The organism is Burkholderia sp. Z1 (genome assembly GCF_014893795.1).
GTDB classification, from domain to species: Bacteria; Pseudomonadota; Gammaproteobacteria; order Burkholderiales; family Burkholderiaceae; genus Burkholderia; species Burkholderia theae.
In genome coordinates, this window is record NZ_JACFYL010000001.1 from 1,162,774 (window position 1) to 1,174,440 (window position 11,667).

Annotated in this window: 12 protein-coding genes and 2 tRNA genes; 5 read left to right on the forward strand and 9 right to left on the reverse strand. The window is 67.5% G+C overall.

What is annotated here, in order from left to right:
• Positions 1–32: 32 nt before the first annotated feature.
• The 4 genes from H3H55_RS05390 to fdxA all read right to left on the reverse strand — a co-directional run bounded on the left by H3H55_RS05390 (position 33) and on the right by fdxA (position 1,279).
• The gene (locus tag H3H55_RS05390; protein ID WP_048249576.1) at positions 33–518 is read right to left on the reverse strand and encodes a CreA family protein; all 486 of its coding nucleotides are present in this window, start codon (positions 516–518) and stop codon (positions 33–35) included.
• A gap of 119 nt (positions 519–637) precedes the next feature.
• A tRNA-Asn gene (locus H3H55_RS05395) sits at positions 638–713 on the reverse strand.
• A gap of 70 nt (positions 714–783) precedes the next feature.
• A tRNA-Asn gene (locus H3H55_RS05400) sits at positions 784–859 on the reverse strand.
• Positions 860–955: 96 nt separating this feature from the next.
• Positions 956–1,279: a ferredoxin FdxA gene (gene fdxA / locus H3H55_RS05405; RefSeq protein WP_034183076.1), complete on the reverse strand. Its 324-nt coding sequence runs from the start codon at positions 1,277–1,279 to the stop codon at positions 956–958.
• 305 nt (positions 1,280–1,584) lie between these two features.
• Between fdxA and pncB the strand changes: the two genes are divergently transcribed.
• From pncB to rmuC, 5 genes are all read left to right on the forward strand, one after another.
• The gene (gene pncB, locus H3H55_RS05410) at positions 1,585–2,784 is read left to right on the forward strand and encodes a nicotinate phosphoribosyltransferase (protein WP_193097900.1); all 1,200 of its coding nucleotides are present in this window, start codon (positions 1,585–1,587) and stop codon (positions 2,782–2,784) included.
• 88 nt (positions 2,785–2,872) lie between these two features.
• On the forward strand, positions 2,873–3,535 hold the full coding sequence (locus tag H3H55_RS05415) for a LutC/YkgG family protein (protein ID WP_193097901.1): 663 nt from the start codon (positions 2,873–2,875) through the stop codon (positions 3,533–3,535).
• Positions 3,536–3,578: 43 nt separating this feature from the next.
• On the forward strand, positions 3,579–5,009 hold the full coding sequence (locus H3H55_RS05420; RefSeq protein ID WP_193097902.1) for a sodium:proton antiporter: 1,431 nt from the start codon (positions 3,579–3,581) through the stop codon (positions 5,007–5,009).
• 81 nt (positions 5,010–5,090) lie between these two features.
• Positions 5,091–6,080 (forward strand): 2-hydroxyacid dehydrogenase, encoded by a 990-nt coding sequence (locus H3H55_RS05425; RefSeq protein ID WP_193097903.1) that lies wholly within the window; start codon positions 5,091–5,093, stop codon positions 6,078–6,080.
• Positions 6,077–7,555: a DNA recombination protein RmuC gene (gene rmuC / locus H3H55_RS05430; protein WP_193097904.1), complete on the forward strand. Its 1,479-nt coding sequence runs from the start codon at positions 6,077–6,079 to the stop codon at positions 7,553–7,555. Before H3H55_RS05425 ends, rmuC begins: the two co-directional genes overlap by 4 nt.
• A gap of 90 nt (positions 7,556–7,645) precedes the next feature.
• Here rmuC and H3H55_RS05435 read toward each other — a convergent pair whose 3' ends face one another.
• The 5 genes from H3H55_RS05435 to moaA form a co-directional block, all read right to left on the reverse strand.
• Positions 7,646–8,131 carry a GNAT family N-acetyltransferase gene (locus H3H55_RS05435; protein WP_129514049.1) on the reverse strand — a complete coding sequence of 162 codons (486 nt, stop codon included), beginning with the start codon at positions 8,129–8,131 and terminating at the stop codon, positions 7,646–7,648.
• Complete coding sequence (locus H3H55_RS05440; protein ID WP_006476519.1) at positions 8,128–8,403, reverse strand: hypothetical protein; 276 nt, start codon at positions 8,401–8,403, stop codon at positions 8,128–8,130. The genes H3H55_RS05435 and H3H55_RS05440 overlap by 4 nt, the downstream gene beginning before the upstream one ends.
• 39 nt (positions 8,404–8,442) lie before the next feature.
• Positions 8,443–9,741: a gephyrin-like molybdotransferase Glp gene (gene glp / locus H3H55_RS05445; protein WP_193097905.1), complete on the reverse strand. Its 1,299-nt coding sequence runs from the start codon at positions 9,739–9,741 to the stop codon at positions 8,443–8,445.
• Positions 9,742–9,852: 111 nt separating this feature from the next.
• Positions 9,853–10,470 carry a molybdenum cofactor guanylyltransferase MobA gene (mobA, locus tag H3H55_RS05450; RefSeq protein ID WP_193097906.1) on the reverse strand — a complete coding sequence of 206 codons (618 nt, stop codon included), beginning with the start codon at positions 10,468–10,470 and terminating at the stop codon, positions 9,853–9,855.
• Between the two features lie 35 nt (positions 10,471–10,505).
• Positions 10,506–11,618 (reverse strand): GTP 3',8-cyclase MoaA, encoded by a 1,113-nt coding sequence (moaA, locus tag H3H55_RS05455; RefSeq protein WP_193097907.1) that lies wholly within the window; start codon positions 11,616–11,618, stop codon positions 10,506–10,508.
• Positions 11,619–11,667 lie beyond the last annotated feature (49 nt).

Sequence of the window (11,667 nt, forward strand, 5' to 3'; positions counted from 1 at the left end):
TGTATCGCTCGCGCGCCCGTCCGGTGCGAGCCTTATTTGACCGGAATCGTCGTGCCGGCCGGCATCGGCACCGCGGTGACGGCGTTCTTCGGGCTGCCGCTGACGATGCGGTCGCTGTAGGTCAGGTAGACGATCGTGTTGCGCTTCTTGTCGACCACGCGCACGACGTGCAGCGTCTTGAAGATGAACGACATGCGCTCGCTGAACACGTCGGTCTGCTGCTTGAGCGGCTCCTTGAAGCTGATCGGGCCGACCTGCCGGCATGCGATCGACGCTTCGCTCGGATCCTCGGCGACGCCGAGCGTACCCTTGATCCCGCCCGTGCGTGCGCGCGACACGTAGCAGGTCACGCCCTGGACGACCGGATCGTCATACGCTTCGACGACCACGCGGTCGGAGCCCGTTACGCGGAAATGGGTGTTGACGCTGCCGACTTCCTCCGCGTGCGCGAGCGGTGCCGCGGCGAATGCGGAAAGCAGGAGGGCGAGGGGTGCGCAGGAAAGGAGGCGATGCTTCATCGATGGAACCGGATACGGATGCGGGACGAAGACTCTAGCATGCGCGCGGCTGAGCCACGAAAGGCGGAAGGCCGGCCGGAAAAACAAAAGGCCCGTCGAATGACGGGCCTTTTGCTATCTGGCTCCCCGACCTGGGCTCGAACCAGGGACCTACGGATTAACAGTCCGGCGCTCTACCGACTGAGCTATCGGGGAATAAATCGGTACATCTGCGTTTGCGTCACCAGCAAAAAGCCCGTTCAATTTCAACGGGCATTTGCGTTTTTGGCTCCCCGACCTGGGCTCGAACCAGGGACCTACGGATTAACAGTCCGGCGCTCTACCGACTGAGCTATCGGGGAACAAACAGCAGAGAAACGAGATTGTATGGAGTGTTCGCTAACCTGTCAATACCTTTGGGCCGCAGCGAACAAAAAATTTCTGCGGCCGCCGCGCGATCAGCGCTCGAGCAGGTGCAGCTTGTCCTGCACGTCCTTCCACTCGTCCGCATCGGCCGGTGCCGGCTTGGTCTTCGTGATCGACGGCCAGCCCTTTGCCAGCTCGGCGTTCAGCTCGGTGAACTGCTGCTGGTCGCCCGGAACGTCCTCTTCGGCATAGATCGCATTGGTCGGGCATTCGGCGACGCACACGGCGCAGTCGATGCACTCGTCCGGATCGATGGCGAGAAAGTTGGGACCTTCACGGAAGCAATCCACCGGGCACACATCCACGCAGTCCGTGTATTTGCACTTGATGCAGCCTTCGGTCACAACGTGAGTCATTAAAACGCTCCTGCTTGGCGGTATATATGGGGTGGCGTTTGCGCCAAAAGCGGCATTGTAACTGAAGCGCAAAACCCGCATGGCGTGGTCGGCTATCCGGCTTATATCGTTTCGTGATTAGTTTATGGGGGCCCGCCCAGGGGGCCGAAGGGGCGCGCCACCGGGAACCCGCGCACCGTGCGCCGGCGCGACAAGGCGGCAGGCGGTTTCCCGATGGTCGGGCACGCATTCGGGTAACATGGCCGACAGACCGGGCGGCGCGCGGTGCGCCGGGGCCCTGTCACGATATTGGCGGTGCCGTAAACATGATCATCACTTCGCTGCTCGACACGGATCTCTACAAGTTCACGATGATGCAGGTCGTCCTGCATCACTTTCCCGCTGCAAGCGTCGAATACCGTTTCCGGTGCCGCACGCCCGGCGTCGATCTCGTGCCGTATATCGACGAGATCCGCGACGAGGTGCGCGGCCTGTGCTCGCTGCGCTTTGCCGACGTCGAACTCGACTACCTGCGGCGGATGCGCTTCATCAAAAGCGATTTCGTCGACTTCCTCGCGCTGTTCCACCTGAACGAGAAGTACATCTCGATCACGCCGTCGCCGAAGGGCAACGGCGAGATCGACATCGAGATCACGGGGCCGTGGCTGCACACGATCCTGTTCGAGATCCCGGTGCTCGCGATCGTCAACGAGGTCTATTTCCGCAACACGCAGCGCGAGCCCGACTATCGCGAAGGCCGCGAGCGGCTGCGCGAGAAGATCAAGCTGCTCGGCGCGAAACCCGAGTTCGCCGACTGCAAGATCGCCGACTACGGCACGCGCCGGCGCTTCTCGAAGGTCTGGCACGAAGAGGTCGCGCTCACGCTGCGCGACGGCCTCGGCCCGCAGTTCGCGGGCACGAGCAACGTGCTGTATGCAATGAAGCACGACATCACGCCGCTCGGCACGATGGCTCACGAGTACCTGCAGGCTTGCCAGGCGCTCGGCCCGCGGCTGCGCGATTCGCAGATCTACGGCTTCGAGATGTGGGCGAAGGAATATCGCGGCGACCTCGGGATCGCACTGTCGGACGTCTACGGGATGGATGCGTTCCTGAACGACTTCGACATGTACTTCTGCAAGCTGTTCGACGGCGCGCGCCACGATTCGGGCGATCCGTTCGAGTGGGGCGAGCGGATGCTGCGTCATTACGAGGCGAACCGTTGCGACCCGCGCACCAAGGTGCTGGTGTTCTCGGACGCGCTCGACATCCCGAAGGTCATGCAGCTGTACGAACGATTCCGCGGCCGCTGCAAGCTCGCGTTCGGCGTCGGCACGAACCTCACCAACGATCTCGGCTACGTGCCGCTGCAGATCGTGATCAAGATGGTCCGCTGCAACGGCCAGCCGGTCGCGAAGCTGTCGGATTCGCCGGGCAAGAGCATGTGCGACGACAAGGCGTATCTCGCGTACCTGCGCCAGGTGTTCGGCATCGCGCAGCCGGTCGAGGAAGACGCGTCGAAGTGAGCGTCGGCCGGACGGCCAAAGCTGCGGCGCGGCGAGGGCGGCCGGTATAATCCGACGGTATCGCTCGCCAACGTCACGAGGACCGTTCATGGACACTTCCGCTGCCCGTCGCCAGATCCTCGCGCGCATCCGCGCGGCGCAGGGGCGCGTGGCCGAGCCCGACGCAGCGGAGCACGACGGCGTCGCCGACTATCTCGCCCGTCATCCGCAAGGTCCGCGCCCGCCGGCGCCGGCCGATCTCGTCGCCGCATTCGTCGAAGAAGCGGCACGTCTGTCGACGACGGTCGACGAAGTCGCGACGCTTGCCGACGCACCCGCCGCCGCCGCGCGTTATCTCTCCGCTCACGGCCTGCCGATGCAGGCCATCGCATGGCGCACGCTGGCCGATCTCGACTGGGCGGGCGCAGGCCTGTCGGTCGAATGCCGCAAGCCGCGCGATGGCGATCTCGTCGGTCTCACCGGCTGTTTTTGCGCGACCGCCGAAACGGGCTCGCTGGTGCTGCTGTCCGGCCCCGATACCTACGCGTCGGCCGGCCTGCTGCCGGAGACGCACATCGCGATCGTGCCCGCGTCGCGGATCGTCGCCGGTCATGAAGACGCGTTCGCGCTGATCCGCACGGAGCACGGCGAATTGCCGCGCGCGGTCAATTTCGTGTCGGGCCCGTCGCGCACGGGCGACATCGAGCAGACCATCGTACTGGGTGCGCACGGCCCGTACCGCGTTCACGCGATCGTCGTACGGGGCGCGTGACGCACCCGCAGCATCCACTACCACTCGAACAAGGAAGTTCTGCATGAAACGACATGCCGCCTGGGCGGGCATGGCGTCGGGAATCGCGCTTGGCGCCGTTCCCGCGCTCGCATCGGCCGCCACGCTCGACGGTGCCACGCTGTCCGCGCTCTGGGGCATCCCGTTCGCCGGGATCCTGCTGTCCATCGCGCTGTTTCCGCTCGTCGCCCCCGTGTTCTGGCATCACCATTTCGGCAAGATCGCAGCCGGGTGGGCGGTCGTGTTCCTGATCCCGTTCGCGTTCGCATTCGGCGCGGGTACCGCGTTCGGCACGCTCGTGCATGCGCTGCTCGAGGAATACATCCCGTTCATCGTGCTGCTCACCGCGCTCTATACGGTCGCGGGCGGCATCTGCGTGAACGGCAACCTGCACGGCTCGCCGAAGCTGAACACCGCGATCCTCGCGCTCGGCACGCTGCTCGCGAGCGTGATGGGCACGACGGGCGCCGCGATGCTGCTGATCCGGCCGCTGCTGCGCGCCAACGACAACCGCAAGCATGTCGTGCACGTCGTGATCTTCTTCATCTTCCTCGTCGCGAACGCGGGCGGTTCGCTGTCGCCGCTCGGCGATCCGCCGCTGTTCCTCGGTTTCCTGAACGGCGTGAGCTTTTTCTGGACGACCACGCATCTCGCGCTGCCGATGCTGTTCATCTGCGTCGTGCTGCTCACGCTGTTCTTCGCGCTCGATACGTACTTCTACCGCAAGGGCGGCGAGGAGCGGCCGGCCGCGCTCGATCCGACGCCCGACGGCGCGGCGCTGTCGATCGACGGCAAGATCAACTTCGTGCTGCTGCTGGCCGTGGTCGCCCTTGTGCTGATGAGCGGCATCTGGAAGCCGGGCATCACGTTCGACGTGTGGGGCACGCACGTCGCGCTGCAGAACCTTGCGCGCGATGTCTCGCTGGTGGTCGTGACGCTCGCGTCGCTTGCGCTGACGCCGCGTTCGGCGCGCGAGGGCAACGCGTTCAACTGGGCGCCGATCGAGGAAGTCGCGAAGCTGTTCGCGGGGATCTTCGTGACGATCGCGCCGGTGATCGTGATCCTGCGCGCGGGCGCGGACGGCGCGTTCGCGCAGATCGTTCATCTCGTCACGGGGCCGGACGGCAAGCCGATCGACGCGATGTACTTCTGGGCGACCGGCATCCTGTCGTCGTTTCTCGACAACGCACCGACCTATCTCGTGTTCTTCAACCTCGCGGGCGGCGATGCACAGACGCTGATGACGACCGGCGCCTCGACGCTCGCCGCGATTTCCGCGGGCGCGGTGTTCATGGGCGCAAACAGCTATATCGGCAATGCGCCGAACTTCATGGTGAAGGCGATCGCCGAATCGCGCGGCGTGAAGATGCCGAGCTTCTTCGCGTATCTCGGCTGGGCGCTCGTCGTGCTGATACCCGTATTCATGCTGACGTCGTGGCTTTTCTTCCCGGCGTAAGCTGACGATTTTCAACCTCGCGCGGGCGATCGCGGCGGCGCACGGCGTGCCGCGACGGGCCTGCTGCATGCGGAGATGGCGATGCAGAAGATTCTGGTCGCGCGTCCGATCTTTCCGGACGTGATCGAACGGCTCGAGCAGTATTTCGAAGTCGATTGGAACAATGGCGACGCGCTTGCCGCCGACGCGCTCGCCGCGCGTCTGGCCGACAAGGACGGCGCGCTGACGGCGGGCGACCCGGTCGGCGCGGCTGCGCTCGCGGCGGCGCCGCGCCTGCGCGTCGTGGCGAACATGGCGGTCGGCTACAACAACTTCGACATGGCCGCGTTCAACGCGGCGAACGTGCTCGGCACCAACACGCCCGACGTGCTGAACGAGTCGACCGCCGATTTCGGCTGGGCGCTGATGATGGCCGCCGCGCGCCGTATTGCCGAATCCGAACATTGGCTGCGCGCCGGCCACTGGCGGAAGTGGGCGTACGACGGTTTTCTCGGCAGCGACATTTACGGATCGACGCTCGGCATCATCGGGATGGGCCGCATCGGCCAGGCGCTCGCGCGTCGCGCACGCGGTTTCGGGATGCAGGTGATCTATCACAACCGGTCGCGGGTCACGCCCGAGATCGAGGCCGAGCTGAAGGCCGAATACGTGTCGAAGGATGCGCTGCTCGCGCGCGCCGATCACGTCGTGCTCGTGCTGCCGTACACGAAGGAGAACCATCACACGATCGGCGCGGCCGAGCTCGCGAAGATGAAGCCCACCGCGACGCTGACCAATATCGCGCGCGGCGGGATCGTCGACGACGCGGCGCTGGCCGTCGCGCTGCGCGACGGGACGATCGCCGCGGCCGGCCTCGACGTGTACGAAGGCGAGCCGGCCGTGCATCCGGCGCTGCTCGAGGTGCCGAACGTCGTGCTGACGCCGCATATCGCGAGCGCGACCGAAAAGACCCGGCGCGCGATGGCGAACCTGGCCGCCGACAACCTGATCGCCGCGCTGGGCGAGGGGCCGCGCGCGGGGCAGCCGCCGAATCCGATCAACCCTGACGTGATCGGGAAGCCGCGCGCATGACGATGACGTTGTTGCTTGCGGCGGTCGTCGTGCTGGCCATCGCGCTCGCGGTGGCGATCGTCGCGCTCGTGCGTGGCGGCGGCCGCCACGACGATGTGGCGGTCCTCGGCGACCAGATCGAGGACGCCGCGCATGCGCAGTCGCGTGCGGTCGAGCGGCTTGAGCGCGAATTGCGCGGCGAGATCGTCGAGAACGCGCGCGGCTCGCGCACCGAGCTGGCCGGCAGCTTCGCGCAGCTTCAGCAGACGCTCGCCGCGCAGCTGACGAGCGTGGCGACCGTGCAGAACAACCAGATCGAGGGCTTCGCGCAGCAGCTCGGCAAGCTCGTCGCCGGCAATGCGCAGCAGTTCGACGCGATGCGCGAGAGCGTGCAGCGCCAGGCGCAGCAGGCGCGCGAGGAGCAGACGGGCGCGCTCAGGCTGTTCGGCGATACGTTGAACCGGCAACTCACGCAGCTGACCGAGGCGAACGACCGCCGGATCGGCGAGGTGCGCGCGACGCTCGAACAGCGGCTGAAGGAAATCGAGACCAACAACGCGGCGAAGCTCGAGGAAATGCGCCGCACGGTCGACGAGAAACTGCACGCGACGCTCGAGCACCGGCTCGGCGAATCGTTCAAGCTCGTATCGGACCGGCTCGAGCAGGTCCATCGCGGGCTCGGCGAGATGCAGACGCTCGCGGCGGGCGTCGGCGACCTGAAGAAGGTGCTGACCAACGTGAAGACCCGCGGCACCTGGGGCGAAGTGCAGCTCGAGGCGCTGCTCGAACAGATCCTGACGCCCGACCAGTACGCGAAGAACGTCGCGACGGTGCCGAAGAGCACCGAGCGCGTCGAGTTCGCGATCCGGCTGCCGGGCCGCGATGCCGGCACACGCGATGCGCCGCCGGTGTGGCTGCCGATCGACGCGAAATTCCCGCGCGAAGACTACGAGCGGCTGATCGATGCGCAGGAGCGTGCCGATGCGGTGGCCGTCGAGGAGGCGGCCCGTGCGCTCGAGGCGCGTGTGCGGCTGGAAGCGCGCACGATCGCCGAGAAGTATGTCGCACCGCCGCACACGACCGATTTCGCGCTGTTGTTCCTGCCGACCGAGGGGCTCTACGCGGAAATCCTGCGCCGCCCGGGGCTGACCGATCTGCTGCAGCGCGACTATCGCGTGACGATCGCCGGGCCGACGACGCTCACTGCGCTGCTGAACAGCCTGCAGATGGGATTCCGCACGCTCGCGATCGAGCAGCGGTCGAGCGAGGTGTGGCAGGTGCTCGGCGCGGTAAAGACGGAGTTCGGCAAGTTCGGCGACGTGCTCGCGCGCACGAAGTCGCAGCTCGAAACGGTCACGCGTTCGATCGAGGCCGCCGAGCAGCGCACGCGCGTGATGAGCCGCAAGCTGAAGCAGGTCGAGGCGCTGCCGGGCGACACGGCGGCCGGGCTGCTCGGCGATGAAGGCACCGACGGCGCCGATGCGGACGACGCGTGATGCGCGTTGCCGACACGGGCTGGAAAGACAAAACGGGCGCCGCGGCGCCCGTTTTCTCTTGAAGCGATCGCCGGCACGGCCGGCCCGCACTCAATGTCCGGCGAGCGTGTCCAGTGCGTCGCCCGTCACGCGAACGATGCGCCAGTCGGGCAGCACGGTTGCGCCCATCTTTTCGTAGAAATCGATCGCGGGCTGGTTCCAGTCGAGGACCGACCATTCGAAGCGCCCGCAGCGGCGCTCGACGGCCAGTGCCGCGAGGTGACGCAGCATCGCGGTGCCGAGGCCCGTGCCGCGCTGCGACGGTTGCACGTACAGATCCTCGAGATAGAGGCCGCGACGGCCGAGGAACGTCGAATAGTTGTGGAAGAACAGCGCATACGCGACGATCGCGCCGTCGCGCTCGGCAACGAGCGCTTCAGCCGCGGGCCGCTCGCCGAACAGCGCGTCGGCGAGGTCCGCTTCGGTCGCGACGAACAGGTGCGTGAGCTTCTCGAACTCGGCCAGCTCGTGCATCAGCGCGAGGATCGCGCCGACGTCGCGCGCTTCGGCCGTGCGGATCAGCGGCGTGTCGCTCACGCTTCCTCCGGCGGATCGGACAGCACGATCTCGATGCCGCCGAAGCGCGACGCGACCCAGTTGTATGCGTGGCATGCGATCCACAGCAGCACGAAGCCGAGGATCGCGTTCAGCAGCAGCGCGCTCAGGATCGTGCTCAGTTCGACCATGCCGTAGCGGATATACGCGACGAGAATGCCGAGCAGCACGATCGGCACGCTGAACGTCAGGTAGACGAGGATCAGCGCCTTCGCGGTCTGTCCCGCGGCGATGGACGAGATTTGTTTTTTCATGTGCGGATTGCCCCCGTAGAGATATACCGATTGTGGAATTCAGATCAGGCCGTCGAGCGGCAGGATGTCGACCGGGGCGCCCGCGTCGACTGCCGCGGTATCGTGGCCCAGAACGATGAAACAGTTGGCGGCCGCGAGGCCGCTCAGCGACGCGGAACTCTGCGAACCGGCCGGCGCGACGTGCCAGCGGCCGTCGGCGGCGCGCGTCGCGATGCCGCGCAGGTATTCGGTGCGGCCCGGACGCGTCTTCAGCGCCTGCGTGCTGATGGCCGTGTACATCGCCGGCGGTGGGGTCTGCGCGCCGGCCAGTGTCAGCAGCGCGGGGCGCACGATCGCGTAGAACGTCACGGCGGATGCGACCGGATTGCCGGGCAGCCCGAAAAACAGCGCGTGACCGGCGCCGTCGGCTGCGCGTGCGAGCGTGCCGCACGCGAGCGGCCGGCCGGGCCGCAGTGCGAGGCTTGCGAACGTCACGTCGCCGAGCCGTGCCATCACGTCGCGCGTGAAGTCGGCTTCGCCGACCGATACGCCGCCCGACGTGATCACCGCGTCGGCCTGTGCGGCGACGGCGTCGCGCAACGCGGCTTCGAGCGCGGCCGGATCGTCGCGGACGATCCCGAGATCGATCGTGTCGACGTGCAGCCTTTCGAGCATCGCGATCAGCATCCCGCGATTGCTGTCGTACAGCGCGCCGCGGCCGAGCGGTTCGCCGGGCTCGCGCAGTTCGTCGCCGGTCGAGAAGACGACGACGCGCACGCGGCGCCGCACCGTGACGTCGATGATGCCGAGCGACGCGAGCAGGCCGAGATCGGCCGGCCGCAGGATGCGGCCCGCAGCCAGCGCGCAGGCGCCGCGCGCGAGATCCTCGCCGGCCTTGCGGCAGTTCGCGCCGCGCGCGACCTCGTGCGCGGCGAAACGGATCGTGTCGCCGTCGACGCGCACGCGTTCCTGCGGAATCACGGTGTCGCACCCGGCCGGCATCGGTGCGCCCGTCATGATGCGCACGCATGAACCGGCCGCCACGGCGCCGTCGAACGGATGGCCGGCGAACGCGGTGCCGGCGACCGTCAGCGCGACGTCTCCCGGCGGCGACGCGTACGCGCCGGCGCCACCGTCGAACGCATAACCGTCCATCGCCGAGTTGTCGTACGCGGGGATGTCGAACGGTGCGTTCACGTCGGCCGCGAGTACGCGGTCGAGCGCATCGCGCAGCGTCACCGTGTCGCACGCATCGACGGGCACCGCGAAGCGGCACGCGAGCGCCCGCGCGTCGTCGAGCGACAGCGGAGCATCGGAATCGGGTGCGGATCGGGAAGCGGGCGAGGATTGCGTGATCATCAGTCGGACTGCGCCGCAAGGCGTATCGGGTTCGTGGCCGGTGGCGCGAGGAGGGTGCCTGGGCGCGGGTTTCGCGTGCGGTGGGCGCCGGGCGGGAACGGTGCGGGGCCGTCAGCGGCGGGCCAGCGCGGCGAGTTCCTGCCAGGAGTTGGCATTGTAAAACGCACGCTCGTCGTGAAACTCGACTTCGACCGTCTTGTGGCGTGCGTACCACGCACGCACCTTGCGGTCGCCGGCCGCGAGCCGGGCGGCGAGATCGTCGGCCAGCGACGTGCGCAGCAGCGCGAACGTCGGCTGCGGCGAGCGCGTCTGCTGCGCGTCGACGGTCACCGCCATCGCGACGTCGGCCTGCTGCGCGTCGAGCGCCGCATGCAGCCGCGCGACGAGGTCGGCGGGCAGATAGGGCGTGTCGCACGGCGAGCACGCGACGAGCGGCGCGCGCGCCGCCCGCATGCCGGCGAGCAGGCCCGCGAGCGGGCCGGGGAAGTCGGGTGTTTCGTCAGCCACGATGCGCGCGTCGAACGGCGCGCCGAGCTCGGCATAACGGTCGGCATGACGATTCGCGCTGATCAGCGTCTCGTCGACCTGCGGCGAGAGTCGGCGCAGCACGTGCAGCGCGAGCGGCGTGCCGTCGAGCAGCTGCAGCCCCTTGTCGACGCCGTCCATACGCGTGGCGCGCCCGCCTGCGAGCAGCAGGCCGGCGATCGAAGGAGAGGCGGAAGCGGGCATCGGGGGAACGCGGAAAGGGGAAAGGGCGGTGTGCGTCAGCCGCCGATATACGACATTTCGACGCGCTTGGCCGTGCCGTCGGGGGCGGCTTCGGCCGACGCGCCGCCGCGCAGTTGCGAATAGCGGTCGGTACGGGCCTGCCAGATGCGCGCGATCGCGGTCGCGATCTCGGCGTCGCTCGCGCCGCCGCGCACCAGCGCACGCAGGTCGTGGCCCGTCGACGCGAACAGGCACAGGTACAGCTTGCCTTCGGTCGACAGCCGCGCGCGCGTACAGTCGCCGCAGAAGGCCTGCGTGACGCTCGAGATCACGCCGATCTCGCCGCTGCCGTCCGCATAGCCCCAGCGCTGCGCGGTTTCGGCGGCCGTGTGCGGCTCGAGCGGTACGAGCGGGAAATGTTCGGCGATGCGTGCGACGACGTCCGCCGACGGCAGCACCTCGGTCATGTTCCAGCCGTTCGACGTGCCGACGTCCATGTATTCGATGAAACGCAGGATCACGCCGGTGCCGCGGAAACGCTCGGCCATCGGCAGGATCTCGCTGTCGTTGGTGCCGCGCTTCACGACCATGTTGACCTTGATCGGCGCGAGGCCCGCGGCCTGGGCGGCGAAGATGCCGTCGAGCACGTCGGCGCTCGCGAACTCGGCATCGTTCATGCGCTTGAACAGCGTTTCGTCGAGCGCGTCGAGGCTGACCGTCACGCGCGTGAGGCCGGCGTCCTTCAGCGCGCGCGCCTTGCGCGCGAGCAACGAGCCGTTGGTCGTCAGCGTCAGGTCGAGCGGGCGGCCGTCGTGCGTCGTCATGCGCGCGAGGCGCTCGATCAGGAATTCGAGATTCTTGCGCAGCAGCGGTTCGCCACCCGTGATGCGGATCTTCTCGACGCCATGTGCGACAAAGAGTCGCGCCACGCGTTCGATTTCCTCGTGCGTGAGCAGCGCGCTGTGCGGCAGGAACGGGTAGTCCTTGTCGAACACGGCACGCGGCATGCAGTACACGCAGCGGAAGTTGCAGCGATCTGTCACCGAAATGCGCAGGTCGCGCAGCGGCCTGGCGAACGTGTCGGCCAGCGTGCCGTCAGGGGCATGCGCGACGCCGGAGACGTCCGGCATCCCGCTGACGTCGGCGAGAGGAATGATGCGTCGGGACATGTTGAAAGAAGTGCGAGCCAGACCTGTATTTTAGCCGCAAGCGGCCGAC